This is a genomic window from Nitrosomonas sp. Nm132, from assembly GCF_900100485.1.
Lineage (GTDB): Bacteria > Pseudomonadota > Gammaproteobacteria > Burkholderiales > Nitrosomonadaceae > Nitrosomonas.
Genome location: NZ_FNDH01000015.1, coordinates 21442 through 39405, shown reverse-complemented (window position 1 = coordinate 39405; position 17964 = coordinate 21442). Strand labels below are relative to the sequence as shown.

Here is a 17964-nt window from a genome sequence, read left to right as displayed (position 1 = left end):
AAGCTATAAGCCGCCCAATGGCAGAACGAGGATCGTTCTGCCATTGGGTATGATTCTTAATAGCCTAACATAAAACGGGCATCTCCCGTGCTAATGCCCAGGAAAAAGTTACCTGGCGCTGCACCATAATAGCCGCCATAGGCCGGCGGATAATAAGGTTGGTTGTAATAGATATTTCGCGTGTTGTAATGATTATGCTGTACATGACGATGTTTGTGATGCTGCGGTCTGCCGTATCCATAGCCACCATACCCCGGCCCAGGGCTGTAATAATGATGGTCATGGTGATCGTGATGGTCATGATGATGATGGTGGTGGCGGTGATGGCCTCTTCCAGCTTCAACTACCATAGGAACCGCTAGCGCGACGCTCAACAACATTCCTGTTAATAATTTTACTGACGTGATCATTTCAGTTCTCGTTTTCATGGTACACCTCCTTGGTTGTTTTTTTTGATCAGAATTTCTTCCATTGGCGACTACTTTATACTGAAGAAAATAAACACAAGCTGAATAAGCCGAAAAGAATAAAAAAATAGGACTGCATACATTCTGCAGAAAGATGAAGCGATTCCCACTTGCTCTTTGGTGCTCATGCTTGTAATCTCTTAATCAATAGGCGTGAAATTGTCATCTGAACAGGATGAAAAACAAGCGGGAATTGGCTGCATTGGCAGCGTTATCCAATAATCAGATCAAGCGGGAGGAAAATTGAGTAACCATCGCTTTATTGTGCGCAAAGCTGCAGTACTGGGAGCAGGAGTCATGGGCGCGCAGATTGCTGCACATTTGGTAAATGCTAATATCGAAACACTGTTGTTTGAACTCCCCGCTGAATCGGGTGATCCGAGTACGCCCGCCACGAAAGCAATCGAGAAACTAAAAAAACTTGAGCCCGCTCCGCTCTCTGTAACTTCCAAAGCCGCTTGCATTCAACCCGCCAATTATGACCAGCATCTCGGCATGCTCACGGACTGTGATCTTGTCATCGAGGCGATTGCCGAACGCATGGACTGGAAAACCGATCTGTATACTAAAGTTGCACCGCATCTTGGCCAGCATACCATTTTTGCCAGCAACACCTCCGGGCTATCGATCAATCAATTGGCGCAAGCATTCCCTGAGGAATTACGTCATCACTTTTGTGGCATCCATTTTTTCAATCCGCCGCGTTATATGCATTTGGTCGAGATGATTCCTTGCAAGGAGAGCGATGCCAGAATACTCGATGATCTGGAAGCATTTTTGGTCACTTATCTCGGCAAGGGCGTCATTCGCACGAAAGATACGCCCAACTTTATCGCTAATCGGGTAGGTATATTTTCCATGCTGGCGACCATCCATCATGCAAGAGCATTTGGTTTAGGCTTTGATCTGGTTGATAAGCTGACTGGCTCACTCATTGGCCGCCCTAAGAGCGCTACTTTTCGGACTGCGGATGTGGTAGGCCTGGATATTCTAGCGCACGTCATCAATACCATGCAGAGCACACTGACCAATGATCCATGGCATGCTTATTACACGCCCCCCGCCTGGCTCCAAGCCTTGATCGATCAAGGCGCACTCGGACAGAAAGCTGGAAAAGGAATCTACCAAAAAGTGGGCCGAGAAATTCATGTGCTCGATCTCACTACGAATGCCTATCGGCTTTCTGTAGATACCTTGGATGACGATGTTACATCGCTACTCAAGCTGAAAAATCCAGTTGAAAAGTTCTCAGCCCTGCGCGCCAGCGCGCATCCACAAGCACAATTTTTGTGGGCGATCCACCGCGATCTGTTTCATTACTGCGCGGTCCATTTAACTGCGATTGCAGAGAATGCACGTGATCTCGATCTCGCTATCCGCTGGGGGTTTGGCTGGAATCAGGGACCCTTTGAAATCTGGCAAACCGTCGGATGGAATCAGGTCACTGGCTGGATCAATGAAGATATTGCTGCTGGCAAAAGCATGAGTAACATCCCCTTACCTGCCTGGGTACAGGAAGCAGGACAAAATGGCGTGCAAGGTGTGCATACAGCCCAAGGCTCCTACGCACCGGTAGCGCATGCAATGCAACCCCGGTCCACATTGCCGGTGTATCGCAAACAATCGTTTCCTGATCGTTTGTTTGGCGAAGAGATCGTTTACGGTGAAAGCATCCTCGAAACCGATGCAGTACGGATGTGGCACACTGGCGATGAGATTGCCATTGTCAGCTTCAAAAGCAAGATGCACACGATCGATATCGAAGTACTCAATGGGCTGCAACGGGCAATCGAGGAAGCAGAGCATCACTGGCGTGCCCTCGTCATTTGGCAAACCGAACCTCCTTTCTCGGCAGGCGCCAATCTGCAAAAAGCCACAGAGAAACCTAAGACAGAGAAGCCCAAAAGTGAAGAGCCGCCTTCTGCTTTCGATCAGTTCATGAAGAAAATCAAGAGAACGGCACAATCAACTATTTTACAAGCCGCGCGCAGCCTGGATCTGGCGGATGCCCTGATGGCCGGCAAACTCGCAGAAGTAGAAACGCTGATCACGCGCTTCCAGCAGCTATCGCAACGTCTCCGATACTCCATGATTCCAACTGTCGCCGCAGTAGATGGGCTCGCTCTAGGAGGAGGCTGTGAATTTGCGATGCATTGCGATCGCGCCGTGGCTACCCTGGAAAGTTATATCGGCCTGGTTGAGGCAGGAGTGGGATTATTACCCGCTGGCGGTGGCTGTAAGGAGCTGGCGTTAAGAGCAGGACGGAATGCGATCGATGGCGATCCTTTTCCGCAATTGAAGCATTATTTCCAGACCGTCGCGATGGCGCAACTCGCAAAAAGTGCTGAGCAAGCAAAAGAACTGGGCTATTTACGCCCGGCTGATCCGATCATCATGAACCGTTTTGAGCTTCTCCATGCAGCAAAGATGCAAGCACTTGCCTTGGCAGAATCGGGTTATCGCCCCCCTTTGATGCCACGCGGAATTCCAGTAGCTGGATCAACAGGGATTGCAACGATTAAAGGAACGCTCGTCAATATGCTGGAGGGACACTTTATTTCCGAGCACGATTATCTGATTGGCAGCAAAATCGCTCACGTCATGTGTGGAGGCGATTTGACGCCAGGTAGCCTGGTCGATGAAGAATGGTTTCTAAGATTGGAAAGAACTGCGTTTATTGAATTGCTGGCAACAGAGAAAACACAGGCACGCATCGCGCATACCCTGAAAACAGGTAAACCACTCAGAAACTAGTCATACTGACCCTATACGATATTTAAAGATTGATGGAGAAACCCATGGCCAAGCAAACTCAAGAAGCCTACATAGTCGCTGCCTTACGCACACCTGTCGGTAAGGCCCCGCGCGGAATGTTTAAAAATGTTCGCCCCGATGACATGCTTGTTCACGTTCTGCAAGCAGTCATGAAACAATGCGAGGGACTTGATCCCGCAGCGATTGATGATGTGATCGCCGGTTGCGCCATGCCGGAGGCAGAACAAGGAATCAATGTAGCGCGCGTGGCATTGCTACTGGCTGGATTGCCCAATAGCGTGTCAGGTATGACCATCAATCGGTTCTGCGCATCTGGGTTGCAGGCAGTTGCATTGGCTGCGGACCGTATCCGCCTGGGTGAAGCGGACGTGATCATTGCCGCCGGCACCGAAAGCATGAGCATGATACCGATGATGGGTAACAAGGTCGCCATGAATCCAGTTATGTTCGCACACGATGAAAATGTGGCCATCGCCTATGGCATGGGGATGACTGCCGAAAAAGTGGCTCAGCAATGGAAGATCCATCGCGAACAGCAGGATGAGTTTGCGATGACGAGCCACATACGGGCTCTGAAAGCCATCGAAACAGGTGAATTCAAGCAGGAAATTGCTCCCTACCCTATTGAAGAAAAAAGACCGGATTTAACTTCACACGAAGTCATGACGGTGAAATCTGTGAAGGACACGGACGAAGGACCCCGCGCCGATACCAGCCTGGAAGTACTTGCAAAATTAAGATCGGTCTTTGCAGCAGATGGCTCGGTCACAGCAGGAAATAGCTCACAAATGTCGGATGGTGCAGGCGCGGTAGTAGTCATGAGCGCAGCCGCACTGCAGCGCTTCAATCTCACGCCAATCGGACGGTTTATCGGATATACGGTTGCTGGCGTCCCGCCAGAGATAATGGGCATTGGTCCAATCAAGGCGATTCCCAAGGCACTGAAGCAGGTTGGTTTGAAACTGGATGATCTTGACTGGATTGAGCTGAATGAAGCATTTGCTGCGCAGAGTCTCGCTGTTATCAATGAATTAGGCCTGGATCGCGCTAAAGTGAATCCACTGGGAGGGGCAATCGCACTCGGCCATCCACTTGGCGCAACCGGCGCAATTCGCGTAGCGACATTGCTGCACGGATTACGTCGGCACCATCAGAAATATGGCATGGTCACAATGTGCGTGGGCAGCGGAATGGGAGCAGCCGGCGTATTTGAAGCATTATAGACTGGGCTGTTATTTTTCTTTAAGTAGAAAACCAAAGAAATTGAATTTCTCTCTAACAAGACTTGTTCAGTTTTTGTAATTTTACTTCTTTTTGTATAAATTCGACTCGATGAAGGCACCCTCCTACAGCTTCCGCGACGCGTCGAAATTCAATCGTAGGAATGTCCTGGGGAATGATAAATACTTGACTAGCCCCTGATCTGAAATAAACCAGAACTCTCATGATGTTCCTCCCAGTAGCTCGTTTTTATTCAATCCAATTTCTTTTCCTGCTCCGGCAAAGAATGGGGGGGATAGTCACTCACCTCGAACGAGCTCGATACCCTCTCTGCCGACCAACTTTACATGTTTATAATATGCCTCATCAATGGTGGCAATTTTTTTGTCTTATAAAAAACAGTGAGATCCGATGAGGTAGCTCAAACAGCTAACTACCTGATTCCATCAAGATAAATTGCCAAATACCAGCGATAGACTATATTAAAACAGGAAGTGATTAAATACGTGCAAGCACGTAAAGATTCATTCTTATATTACATGCTTTATAATACTTAATTCATGGTAACATGAATTAAGTCAAATACCGTCTTGAATGCAGGTGCTGAAGGATTGAAGCTTGCATGAGATGGTTATTCTGATTTAACCCGAATATTTCATAAATTCACGTGATGATCACGCAGGATTTTGATTAATAGGGAAGTTTTGAGAAAGAGGGGTGTAGTGACTCATACACCCGACTGAGCAAAATCTTTCTTATTAATCAAAAGACAAGTGAGGGCACGTGCCAATTTATGAAATATTCGGGTTAATAACGCCATCAATCAAATAAATGTACCAGCTTACGCATGACTGCCCTCTATGGCTTTGGAGGCCAAGTCTCTGGTATTTAATCTATCAGCAACAAAAAACTCCCAATTTTAGGGTAACGATATAAATTTAAGTTTCTAATAATCCACATTTTTACCCCTACTTTATGGCTCAATATGTTTTGATCATGAATCGTGTAAGCAAGGTTATTCCACCTAAGCGCGCGATTCTTAAAGATATTTCACTCAGTTTCTTTCCCGGTGCAAAAATAGGGCTGCTTGGTCTGAATGGCTCAGGCAAATCCACGTTATTAAAAATCATGGCCGGTGTAGACAAGGATTTTGAAGGTGAAGTCACGCCAATGCCCAATCTTAAGATTGGGCATTTGCCTCAGGAACCCCAACTTAACCCGGAACAGACTGTACGCGAATCCGTGCAGGAAGGATTGGGTGATATATTCAGTGCCCAGCAAAAGCTGGAAGAAATCTACGCGGCTTACGCTGAGCCAGATGCGGATTTTGATGCGCTTGCCACAGAACAGACCCGCCTTGAAGCCATCATTGCAACCAGCGGTGGCGATACTGCCCAACAAATGGAAGTAGCCGCTAATGCTTTGCGTCTTCCTGAATGGGAGACTATCATTAAGAATCTTTCAGGCGGTGAAAAGCGTCGTGTCGCGCTATGCAGGCTGCTGTTGTCGAAACCGGACATGTTATTGCTCGATGAACCCACCAACCATCTAGATGCCGAGTCCGTAGAGTGGCTGGAGCAATTCCTGGTACGTTTTCCTGGGACGGTGGTGGCTGTCACGCATGATCGCTACTTCCTCGATAATGCCGCCGAATGGATTTTAGAACTTGACCGTGGTCACGGCATTCCCTGGAAAGGGAATTATTCAAGCTGGCTGGATCAGAAGCAAGTTCGTCTGAAACAGGAAGAATCCTCCGAGTCTGCCCGGCAGAAAGCACTTAAAAAGGAACTGGAGTGGGTACGACAAAACCCCAAGGGGCGGCAAGCTAAATCCAAAGCTCGGATTGCGCGTTTTGAAGAGCTCAATTCGCAGGAATATCAGAAACGTAACGAAACACAGGAAATCTATATCCCAGTGGCCGATAGGCTGGGTAACGAGGTCTTTGAATTTACCAATGTTTCCAAAGCCTTTGGCGATCGATTACTGATTGACAATTTGAGCTTCAAAATACCGCCCGGTGCTATTGTCGGTATCATCGGGCCCAATGGCGCAGGTAAATCAACGTTGTTTCGCATGATCATGGGTCGAGAACAACCTGATACAGGTGAAATCAAAATTGGGGAAACGGTTAAAATCGCCTATGTCGACCAAGCGCGCGATATCCTTGATAGTGACAAAACCGTTTTCGAAGCAGTATCCGATGGGAACGATATCCTCACCGTTGGAAAATATGAAACGCCATCACGTGCTTACATTGGCCGTTTTAACTTTAAGGGCCCAGACCAGCAGAAAATGGTGGGACAGCTTTCCGGAGGGGAGCGTGGGCGTTTGCACTTAGCTAAAACGCTGATTTCCGGCGGTAACGTCCTGCTGCTCGACGAACCCTCCAATGACCTCGATGTAGAAACGCTGCGAGCATTGGAAGATGCGCTGCTGGAATTTGCAGGTTGCGTGCTGGTTATCTCGCACGATCGCTGGTTTCTGGATAGGATTGCAACGCATATCCTGGCGTTTGAAGGCAATTCACAAGTTACTTTCTATGCCGGTAATTATCAGGAATATGAGGCCGACAAACGCCAGCGTTTGGGTGAAGAAGGCGCCAAGCCAAAACGGATCCGCTATAAACCAATCGCACGTTAATTAGCAGGTTACGGCGATCAAAAATATGTCCAGTGCACTCAAAATCTGGACATTGCTCACCGGAACCGTACGCTATGAAAAAATCATTTCAACGCGTAACCGTGGCCATGGACAGTGGATTGAAGCACCCATACTGGCTTATCTGATTGAAACACCCAATGGTCGCATCCTGTATGACGTGGGGTGCGACTACCGCAAACTGGCGGATCCCACCTTGCGCACACGTTATTTTGATTTCATGCATCCTACTATCGAAGCACCCAGGATGCAGGCAGACCAGCGTATTCCACACTACCTTGAACGATTAGGGTTAACGCCTTCCGACATTGATTTAGTATTTATTAGCCATCTGCATTTCGATCACGCAGGCGGTCTGTATGATTTACCCGGGTGTGAAGTTCATGTGCACCAGGATGAGCTGGCAACAGCCCGGAGTGGATTGGATGGCGGGGTATTTGCCGATGAACTGGCCAACTCGAACCAATGGCGCTTGCAGGCCGGTGAATATGAGCTGGCTCCCGGTATCCAGGCCATCACCACTCCCGGACATACCGCAGGGCATATGTCACTGTTCATTCGCTTGCCCAAAGGCCGCCCCGTCATTCTCTGCGGCGATGCAGCCGATCTTAATGAGAACTTATCTGATGAGATTGCACCTGGCTGCTGTTGGCAGGATAACGTGGAGCAAGCGCTCTCCAGTATTCGCAAGCTGAAATCACTTGCTCTCGCCGAGAATGCGCAGCTATGGCCCAATCACGATATGACTTTCTTCAGAACCTTGCCTGAATTTCCGTTATGGCACAATTGATACGGAATTAGCCCGAATATTCCATAAATTCGCGTGATGATCACGCAGGATTTTGATTAGTAGGGAAGTTTTGAGAAAGAGGGGTGTAGTGACTCATACACCCGACTGAGCAAAATCTTTCTTATTAATCAAAAGGCAAGTGAGGGCACGCGCCAATTTATGAAATATTCGGGTTAGTGCACTATCATCATACTTTTATCCGCTACCCGTTTTTACCACCTCAACTAGCGACGACTTGATCCCATCATTACGGAGCATCTTGTCAGCCGCACTGGAAATCCCTGCCCAACAGTTCATGATGATATAACCTGCCATCTCTATCGGCATAAATCTGTTTGATAAGGCGTCGGATAAAGATCCTAATCTTTATCCAGCATATGACAAGGTGGATGAGCGCTTTCTGTTGTACGGGTTAACTTTTTAGTCTTACCGAGCATGGGAACGCCAATATACGCGCGCAGAGCCAAGGTATTTGCATCTGTCAAACGTAAGTTGGCGCTGTAATACTTTTTCTCATCAGCTTTGTAAAGCGTCCCTCCTACCCATTCGGTGGGATCATCTTTCTTGGATCGCATATTCCATAGCACTTTTGTTCCGCATAAAGCTGGATTTTCTGCATCTTCTTCAGGACTGAGCCAGGCAATATGACCGCACAAACCCTCGTCTCCACAGTGCCCGATCTGCACGGCAACGTCCTGTTTTTTGGTTAACCACAAGCCCGTCACCTCCCCCTTACTCTCAGCATGAGCTGCTGCTGGGAATATCAGGATGGCGAGTAATGAAGTAATAATTGAATATGTCATGATTCACTGTCTATAAAATTTATTTTTACAATGCTCAATATATCAAAAAATACAAAGCAGAGATCATGGACTTTTAGCCAATCGTCCAGTAACAGTTTTTTCCAGTCCTTTCAGGAAGGTTTATCCTTGATAATCGGTGAGATTTTTTACTGTTCAGGTAGAAGCTTTCTTACTAGAATGAAGTCTCTTATGCCTTATCCCAGTCACAGTTAATTTACATTATTCAAGAGGAAGCCGCTATGTACCCCTCCCCTCCCGCAAGTCCTGATCCTTTTTTGCGTCGGCTAATGATGTTCACAGGGGCCGTTGCGGCTTTGATACTGCTATGGTGGTCATTGCCTCTCATTGAATCACTTTTCACGCCTCACGAGGGTGGCGTACGTACGGTGACGGCGCGTGGTGACTTGGCTGCGGATGAGCGCACGACCATCGAGCTTTTCGAGAAATCCCGCGACTCGGTGGTATTTATCTCAACGGCCACGCTAGTCCGTGATATTTGGACGCGCAACGTATTTTCCGTTCCCAGAGGCACAGGCTCAGGCTTTGTTTGGGATGATGCAGGCCACGTCGTGACTAATTTCCATGTGATTGAGGATGCCAGTGAAGCAATGGTCAAACTGGCTGATGGGCGTGACTACAAAGCCGCTCTGGTGGGCGTAAGTCCGGCACATGATATAGCAGTATTGAAAATTGGCGTTGGCTTCAAGCGCCCACCCCCTGTTCCGATAGGCACCAGCCATGACCTGAAAGTTGGGCAAAAAGTCTTCGCCATCGGCAACCCCTTTGGACTCGACTGGACGTTGACCACTGGCATTGTCTCTGCGCTGGATCGTGCGCTCACTAGCGAAAGTGGCAGATCTACCATCGAGCATTTGATTCAGACCGATGCAGCAATCAACCCTGGTAATTCTGGTGGCCCCCTGCTGGATTCAGCAGGGCGCCTGATTGGCATCAACACCGCCATCTACAGTCCAAGCGGCACATCCGCGGGTATCGGCTTCGCTGTGCCGGTCGATACTGTCATGCGCGTAGTACCGCAACTCATCGACAAAGGTCGATACATCCGCCCCTCGCTGGGTATTGAAGTTGATGAGCGGCTCAATGAGCGAATCATGGCTATGCTTGGCATCGAAGGTGTGGTCGTGCTACGGATATCCCCTGGTTCAGCAGCCGATAGAGCGGGTTTAAAAGCAGCCATCTTGACCCGTGACGGCCGCATTATTCCGAATGATGTGATCGTGGCTGTTCAGGGTAAAAGCATCCATTCCGTTTCCAAGCTATTTGCGCGTATCGATGACTTCAAGGTTGGCGATACAGTACGACTATCAGTCATGCGCGATGGGCAAACGCAGGAAATCGAAGTGGTTCTGCAGCCTGGGTGTATGAATTTTGCATTAACCAGCAGACGATTTGCTGAAACAAATTGCAATCCAGGTTAAAGTTTTTGCCTATCGTAAAAAAAACCTTCTGTTTTTTTGGGTGATGTTAATGCCAAATACCGCCAAGATACCAGCGTGACGATGAATGCGCCGGCGAGCAGACAGCATGGGAGATAAACTAGGCCAGCTACTGAATATTGGAGGTAGCACGAAGTAATCGTAAACGCCAGATGCGTTCCTCAGTGGCAGGGTGTGTTCTGAGCCAAGAAGATTGAGGATTGCTCCAGCCAGGAAACAGCCACGCTTGCCAAGAACGGCTGACTCGCTCGATCTTGGCAAGTGCCAATGCCAGCGCTTCAGGATCACCAGTGAGTTGGCTAGCCTTGAGATCAGCGTCAAATTCCCGCACGCGCGAAAGCCCCAGTTGTAGCAGCAAAGCCAAATGAGGTGAGAAGAATAGCAGAAGGAGAACCATCCAGTTAATTGTCACATAGCCGAAAAATACGAAAGGTAGCATGAAGAACAACAGGATCTGGCCAGCCAATGCAAGTACACGTATGAGTCGGCTTATATAAGCTGCCAAACCCATGACAAAAAGGTCACCGTTCGCGACGTGCGCAGTCTCATGAGCCAGCACAGCAGCAAGCTCACGTATCGACAGGTAACGCAATAAACCGTCGGTAAGTGCAATGGCAGCATGTCGCCGGTGACCAACGGTGAATGCATTGACCAGGGGACTCGCCACATAGTACAACGTTGGCACACTGGTTAATTCGGCCCGTGCCGCGAGGAACGCTATGATGCGCCACAGCTCAGGCGCTTCATGCTGTGTAATAGGGCGAGCACGGTAGAGTATCAGGGTCAGTCGCGAGGCCACAGCGGGCCCTATCAGCAGGATGGTCACGCTGACCAGAATGATTAACCACAGGCCCTCTTCACCGAATAATAACCAACCCGTGAGGATCAAAATACCCAGCAGCAAACAAATCAACAGCAGGGTTTGCAGACGGTTAATCCATGCATGATATGCACGAATACTCAACATGAGCTATTCCCAAGGCAATCATGCATACCCTTCATTCCTTTCATGAAATCGATCAACCATATGGATAATGTCGAGATAACCTTATCACTATTCATAAATTCTATGTCAGATTGTTTTGCAGTAATTTAGGCATTGTAAGAAAACTCACTTCAGAACAACTTTACAATACACCACATTTCAGTATTACAATTGAACAGCCATAAGCTCATAGGGCAGCGATGTGTCTGTTTGCAACTGATCGACAGGAGAGACCTCATGATGTCCATCTTAGAATCCGTCGCCGACCGCCAGGCCACCTGGTCAGAAACAGCGAATGCTCTAAAATCAGCGACTGATCGCGCGCGCTACTCAACCTTTATCGCTTCCATCCTGGGCGCTTTATTTGCAGCATTTGCCGCGCAGCAAATCAGCCCGGATATTGCGACCTACCTTGCCGTGCTGAGTGCGGTCAGTCTTGCGTTTGCCACGTTTATCACCGCAAGGTGGCTGAACAAGGATGTCATCGATCGCCACTTGCGTGCACGCATGGCGTCTGAAGTCTTAAAAAGAGAAGCTTTCCTCTATGCTACCCAGGCTGGCCAATACCACGATTCTCATACACGCGACAGTCTTCTTCTTAACCAAAAAAACGAGATCGAAAACAAAGTAAGCGATCTGCTCCTCTTTGAGAAAAAAGCTCAAAGTGTAGGCAGTTGTCCCAGGCAAGATCTGGGCCTGAATGAATATATGGCGCAGCGAATCGATACACAGATCAAGTATTACCGCGATCGATCCACGCAATATGATATCTACTCCCGGAGATTGCATACTTTGGAATGGGGATTTTCGCTCGCAGCCGCCCTTATTGCAGCATTAGCAGCCACTCCCCTCGTTGCCATTGATCTGGCAGCTATTGCTGCTGTTCTGACTACGCTGGGGGGCGTGGTGGTATCGCATCTTGAAGCTGGCCGTTTTGATAAACTGATTCCAGCTTATCGTGCCACGGCCAATCAGCTTGAAGACATCAAACTGAGAATATCGATTGATGAAACGACATCAGCAGACTGGGTAATGGAATGCGAAACAGTGCTGGCAGCAGAAAACAGCACCTGGCTGGGATTATGGATGAAATCGTAGATGCAGAGCTGGATCACGACGGATTCTTAATGCATCATAGTCGCAATAATCGTATATTGGTAATAGGTTATGACGGGGATGCTTCATTGAGCGGAGCTTTGTCTTCGGAAACCGGCAAATCAGCACATTGTTTTCGGTAGGTAATATCAGGCGACACCCACTCATGCCATTCCATTGAACTCATGTTGCGAGTCAGTTTGCCACAAAGCGCATCGACCCATGCCGTGGTGGCAGGCCATAGGCGCAGTGTCTTGTCGGCACTGCCGGATACGATGCGCGTACCATCGGGACTAAATACCGCGCTCGATACCGATCCCAGGTGTCCAGGCATCGGATTACCTATCGGCAGGCCGCTGTTTACATCCCATAGCCGGAGCATGCCATCGTGACTGCCTGAAACAATACGACGGCTATCAGGGCTGAAAGCTACGCTGTTGACGCGCTCTTCGTGCCCCACTAACGGCTCGCCGACAGGTTGACCGGTATGCGCATTCCACAACCGCACGGTTTTATCTTTGCTACCTGAAACAATATATTGCCCATCCGGACTATAGGTGACATTGACCACATGCCCTGTGTGTCCATGCATCGGCCCGCCGACGGGCTGACGCGTATTCACGTCCCATCGCTGCAAGGTATGATCGTAACTTCCTGAAACGATGAACGCACCATCAGGACTGAAAGCCACGCTTCTCACCATTTCCTTATGCCCCCGCATCGGTTCACCGATCGGCTGAGCGCTATTTGCATCCCACAGTCGCACTGTATTGTCTTTACCGCCTGAGGCAATCCGTGTGCCATCGGGACTGAAGGCAACACTCTCCACACCGTCTTCATGCCCTTCCAAGGGTTTGCCGATCGGCTGACCGGTATGCGCATTCCATAGCCGCAGCGTCTTATCGCTTGCAGCCGAGACAATACGTGCGCCATCGGGGCTGTATACGGCGCCATTGAGTGTTCCTTCATGGCCTCGCATCGGCTCACCAATCGGTTCACCGGTTTTGGCATCCCATAACCGCAGCGTTTTATCGTCGCTACCCGATAAAATGCGTGTGCCATCCGGACTAAATACCACGCTCGTCACCATATCTTCGTGTCCTTGCAGCGGCACATCGACAAACTGAACATTGCTGGCATCCCATAATCGCAGCGTGGCATCACGACTGGCTGATGCAATCAGTTTGCCGTCAAGTGAAAATATAGTATTCATAACTGCGCTTTCATGTCCGCGCAAGGGCTCGCCAATCAGTTGACCGGTACGGCTATCCCACAGTCGCAGCGTTTTATCTTCGCTACCTGAAACCACTCGGGCGCCATCAAGGGAGAAAAAAACACTGGTAATAGTGCCGTTATGACCCCGTAGCGGTTCGCCTATCGGCTGTCTCGTGCGAATATTCCAAAGGCGTAGCATCTTATCCTCGCCCCCCGAAACAATCCGGCTACCGTCAGAGGAAAAGGCGATACTGCGGATAGCTCCTTCATGCCCATGCCAGGGCTCGCCAATCGGTTGGCCAGTTCGAAGCTCCCACAGTCGAAACATGCCCTTACTTCCTGTGATCAAGCGGTTGCCATCAGGTGAAAAAGCCATGCTGTAGGTAGGCTCATCGCTTTTTAACTCGCTGACAAGTTGCCCTGTATCGATATTCCACAGACTCAGCATCTTATCGGCATTCCCGGTTGCCAATCGCTTACCATCAGGTGAAATGGCGACACTCACTATCTCTTTCTCGGTAATAGCCAGCGATTCACCGAGCACTTGTCCTGTAAGAGGATCCCACCAGCGCAGCACCCCATCATCGCCAATAGAAATCAAGCGTGTCCCATCAGGATTGAACGCAATGGCAGTGATTGGCGCGCCTACAGCCCAGATTTTTTGAGTATTATGTTTCCTATTCAAGGTCGTAATAAGCGCCGCATCCACTTTCTTGTTACCAGGGACGATCTGTTGCGCGGCAAGCAGTTGCAAGATTGCACGTTCGTCTCCGCCTGGACGTGCACCTCCAGAAATATCCAGACTCTCTGATACCAGACGGAGGCTGAGTGCTTCGCGCTGCGCCAGCTTTCTCTCTTTTTTTTCGGTGCTGGCATCATAATACAAATAAGTAGCCACTGCCGCCAGAATAAAGACCGTCAATAATGCACCTTGCAGTTGCCGCGCCTGCTTACGTAACCGTGCTGCATCCGCTTGCGCCCTTTCTGTTGCTTTCAGCCGTTCCGCTGCCAGCGCTTCTGCCGTAGCCTGTTTTTCCAGCGCGGTCTCGAGCGCCATCCGGCGACGGTGCTCTTCTTCCTCCGCCCGGAGACGCTGCAGCTCCAGCTGTCGTAAACGCTCATCACGGGCTTTGCTGACGACACTGACCAGCCGATCGTGAATCAACTCGATGCGGTTGACGCCTAATTGCGGGTCGATACGTAGCAACCGGTGCTTACTTGCCAGCAGCGAAAGCTGCACCTTTGTCAAGAATCCATCCTGTAATGCCTGATCGACAGGATAGCTGCTGCGATAACGATCACCCTGAATCAAATGGGTTTCGATAAACTCTGAAACAGATGCGGGCATCCCTGCCAGCGCTTCGTCATAAAAATCCTGAAGAATATCCTGGCCAGCCTGACGCAATAACTCAATATCAATCTTGCCATCGGGTGGGCGGCGCTGATTAAGTTGGTAGCAACAGAGACTCAGCAGCACAGGCTCGATCACCGGCAACGCACTCGCTGTAGCTGAATCGAGATTACCGACGAAATCGACCAGCGGTCCGGCGACCCCTGCTGCCAGCACGGCAGCCCCCGCCGCCGTGACAGCCTCAATGGCCCGCTCGCGAGACATGGGCAGCAAACGCAAACGATTACGCAACAAGGAAGGCACTTGCCTCTGCCAGCCTTCAATCTCGGGTAGAAAATCTTCGCGGAAGGACAGCACAACACGATAGCGTTGCGCCTGTAAATCCAATTCAGAGAGGACACGCCGGCTGGTTTCTCCGGCGGTGAATTCACTGGGAATGCGGTTCTCGATCAGATCGGCCAGCGCATTCAGCGTAAGCTGCACCTGATCAGGCGCCCGCTCGCCTTGAGAGAAAATTTCTTCGAATTGATCGAAAACCAGCACCGGTGTCAGTAGATAATTGTCTTGACTCCAGATTTCCAACCCGCGTCGATGCAGATAGCCCCACAAGCTTTCGTTTTTTGCCGGCTCCGGAAATTCCGCACCCGCTGCTATAAGCGCTTCCTGCAGTTTCTGCACCGCCTGCTCGAGTGGAGACAGTAATGCCGATGGCGCAAAATCAAGCCGCAGGTGCACAGGAAAATAATGTTCAGCACGCAAGAGCGGATAAAGCCCTGCCTGTAACAATGATGTCTTGCCAAGCCCCGATTTACCATACAGCACAGTCAGGGGCGCCGGACGAATCATCCGCGCGAGCTCGGCAGCTTCCTCTTTACGGCCAAAAAAGAAATCGCTCGCGCTCTCATCGTAAGCCGCCAGCCCTGGCCATGGCGATTGCGCCGTCAGCGTAACTCCCGTTCTCGTATCGCTATGAGTGGGAATTGAATCAGGAATGCCTGTCGCTAGCGGTGTAGGAAGGTTATTCATCGCTTAAATATCGCGTTGTCGCTCGGACCGGATGAGTTTTTTTAATAACGCATTTGTCTGTTCATTAGGAACACCGCCCGGCGCATGGCCAAAATCCAGAGCATCCTTCCACTCGCGCGGTACACGCTGATATTGCTCGGGATCATAAGCTTGATCAACGATCATGGGAATGACGAATGTTCTGCCTTGAATCGATTTACTCCGGTCCAGGGCTTCGTTCCACTCACGCCGGAAAAACTTTTCATCCAGTTGATCAGCCGAACTGGAGATCAGCGGTACGAAATAGCGGCATGTGCGGATTCCCTTCAGAATACGTTCGCGGAAATTCTGCCCCGGCTCGATCGCTGATTTGTCGAACCAGATTTCATTGTCTGCCACACCCAACGATTTTAATGATTCCACCAATTTAGCAGCTGCAGGAAAATCAGGCGTACGGCAATAGCTGATGAAAAACAGGGTATTGAGGGGAATCACCTCGGTTTGCGGGGATACGGACGCGTCTACCGCACCATGGCGTGCCAGCCAGCGTTGATGCAATTCGGCAATAAATGCTGCCGGCGAGATATCAGACAGCATTTCGGTTCCTTCGCTGTAGCTTTTCAAGAAATAAATCAGCTCCTCTTCAGGCTTCAACGCTTCGATCAACCACTCGCGTTTTCTTTGCGTATCCGAGAGCCGTCGCTGGTTGGTCAAACGCAGGAAGAATCGGCTCAGCCACTCAGGAAAATTGCAACCGATCAGCAGCAAGTTACGCTGCTGCAATTCGGCAAAAAATTTGACCGGTACATGACTGCCGCGCGCGATGATGTTATGCACGTATTCCAGAATGTCTTCATCGTGGATCGCGAACATGGGAGCAGGCCTGGATTTGCCAAACAAATAGAGCAGATACACTTCTCCCTGGCGCGACAGCCAGTCGGTGGGTAAATCCGTGCCTTCGCTCGTGGGCAAATAGGGAGAATGAACGATCTCATTGACTGCACACCGCGTCCTCAGACTGCGGGCAAGCAGCTCATCCGGCGTCAGGGTTACAAACAACCGGAAGTGCGTAATGGCGGCAATTTGCTTGACCGGCTCCGGTATAGCCGCTTCGCTTCTAGGGGTGAGTTGCTCGATCGCATCATGAATATCACCATACAAATCCTGGATAGAATGATCGCGCTTGAGGCGCGTGACGGCTTCGTTCAATTCGTGAAAGGGCGGCAGCGGATTACTGCCAGCATCACTGTCATAAAATTGCAGAAGTCGACGCGCAACCTGTGCCTGAAAGGAATCATTGCGACCCTCAGCAATCAGAGTTTGCGGACCCAGCACAGGCACAACCAATCCGTCTTCTATCGACTTCAATAAACGGTCCCAGCTTCTTTCATTCATCGCGTGCTTACCGTTCTTCCATGTGACAATTCAGCTAGATTTTATGATGTCTGCAACCATGGTTAGAGTCTACCATACTGCCCAAAATACATTTCTCAACAACTGCAAGAAAATAATGAGCTACTTTGAATCAACCGCTCTAGCGTATCGCGTCTATCCCGAATATTTCACAAATTCGCGTGATGATCACGCAGGATTTTGATTAATAGGGAAGTTTTGAGAAGGAGGGGTGTAGTGATTCATACACCCGACTGAGCAAAATCTTTCTTATTAATCAAAAGACAAGTGAGGGCACGTGCCAATTTATGAAATATTCGGGCTATTAGACATGTTCTCATAATTTGTGAAAAAACCGCCTGGAATCATTTTCACGAATTGATCCGCAAATCAATTTTTGCAGAGCCAATTTTACATATATGAAATAGTGATAAAGAAATGAATTAATATTATTTTTATATATATAGAATGACTGGTAAAGTGCCCAACCATTGAGTCAACACATTATTCCAGCGCAATGACAAACAGCACGACACCAGAAAACGGCCGGCCAGTTTCCCAGAACATCAAGCAGGAGATTCTGCGAGCCATTACCAGTATTCAATACGGCTCAGTCGAGATCGTGATTCATGACGGCCAGATCGTGCAGATCGAGTGCCGAGAAAAGATTCGCATCCATCACGCTGGCTCTATTCACAAAATTAAATAATGAATTAAAAATTTAATATATTCAAATCATGTTTCATCTAA

General features: G+C 49.4%; 12 protein-coding genes. 7 read left to right on the top strand and 5 right to left on the bottom strand.

The window, feature by feature from the left end; translation table 11 throughout:
• Positions 1-56: 56 nt before the first annotated feature.
• Positions 57-428, bottom strand: coding sequence for a hypothetical protein (locus BLP80_RS07500; protein WP_090541890.1), 372 nt, complete (start codon positions 426-428; stop codon positions 57-59).
• Between the two features lie 282 nt (positions 429-710).
• Here BLP80_RS07500 and BLP80_RS07495 point away from each other — a divergent pair, with 282 nt between their 5' ends.
• The 4 genes from BLP80_RS07495 (at position 711) to BLP80_RS07480 (ending at position 7911) form a co-directional block, all read left to right on the top strand.
• Positions 711-3221 (top strand): 3-hydroxyacyl-CoA dehydrogenase/enoyl-CoA hydratase family protein, encoded by a 2511-nt coding sequence (locus BLP80_RS07495; RefSeq protein ID WP_090541888.1) that lies wholly within the window; start codon positions 711-713, stop codon positions 3219-3221.
• Positions 3222-3265: 44 nt separating this feature from the next.
• Positions 3266-4465 (top strand): acetyl-CoA C-acyltransferase, encoded by a 1200-nt coding sequence (locus BLP80_RS07490; protein ID WP_090541887.1) that lies wholly within the window; start codon positions 3266-3268, stop codon positions 4463-4465.
• Between the two features lie 973 nt (positions 4466-5438).
• Entirely contained in the window at positions 5439-7103 is a 1665-nt protein-coding gene (ettA, locus tag BLP80_RS07485; protein WP_090541885.1) for an energy-dependent translational throttle protein EttA, read from the top strand.
• A 25-nt stretch (positions 7104-7128) separates the two neighbouring features.
• Positions 7129-7911 (top strand): N-acyl homoserine lactonase family protein, encoded by a 783-nt coding sequence (locus BLP80_RS07480; protein ID WP_090541883.1) that lies wholly within the window; start codon positions 7129-7131, stop codon positions 7909-7911.
• Between the two features lie 359 nt (positions 7912-8270).
• Here the strand turns inward: BLP80_RS07480 and BLP80_RS07475 are convergent, their stop codons facing one another.
• Positions 8271-8714: a DUF2147 domain-containing protein gene (locus tag BLP80_RS07475; RefSeq protein WP_090541881.1), complete on the bottom strand. Its 444-nt coding sequence runs from the start codon at positions 8712-8714 to the stop codon at positions 8271-8273.
• 239 nt (positions 8715-8953) lie between these two features.
• On the opposite strand from BLP80_RS07475, the gene BLP80_RS07470 reads away from it, so the two are divergent.
• Complete coding sequence (locus BLP80_RS07470) at positions 8954-10153, top strand: S1C family serine protease (RefSeq protein ID WP_090541879.1); 1200 nt, start codon at positions 8954-8956, stop codon at positions 10151-10153.
• A gap of 127 nt (positions 10154-10280) precedes the next feature.
• Here BLP80_RS07470 and BLP80_RS07465 read toward each other — a convergent pair whose 3' ends face one another.
• Complete coding sequence (locus BLP80_RS07465; RefSeq protein ID WP_090541877.1) at positions 10281-11138, bottom strand: zinc metalloprotease HtpX; 858 nt, start codon at positions 11136-11138, stop codon at positions 10281-10283.
• Positions 11139-11393: 255 nt separating this feature from the next.
• On the opposite strand from BLP80_RS07465, the gene BLP80_RS07460 reads away from it, so the two are divergent.
• Complete coding sequence (locus BLP80_RS07460) at positions 11394-12254, top strand: DUF4231 domain-containing protein (RefSeq protein ID WP_090541875.1); 861 nt, start codon at positions 11394-11396, stop codon at positions 12252-12254.
• A gap of 67 nt (positions 12255-12321) precedes the next feature.
• Here BLP80_RS07460 and BLP80_RS07455 read toward each other — a convergent pair whose 3' ends face one another.
• Both BLP80_RS07455 and BLP80_RS07450 read right to left on the bottom strand, forming a co-directional pair.
• On the bottom strand, positions 12322-15843 hold the full coding sequence (locus tag BLP80_RS07455; protein WP_090541873.1) for an nSTAND1 domain-containing NTPase: 3522 nt from the start codon (positions 15841-15843) through the stop codon (positions 12322-12324).
• A 3-nt stretch (positions 15844-15846) separates the two neighbouring features.
• Entirely contained in the window at positions 15847-17217 is a 1371-nt protein-coding gene (locus BLP80_RS07450) for a toll/interleukin-1 receptor domain-containing protein (protein WP_090541871.1), read from the bottom strand.
• Between the two features lie 514 nt (positions 17218-17731).
• On the opposite strand from BLP80_RS07450, the gene BLP80_RS07445 reads away from it, so the two are divergent.
• On the top strand, positions 17732-17923 hold the full coding sequence (locus BLP80_RS07445; RefSeq protein ID WP_090541869.1) for a YezD family protein: 192 nt from the start codon (positions 17732-17734) through the stop codon (positions 17921-17923).
• The last annotated feature ends 41 nt before the right edge of the window (positions 17924-17964 follow it).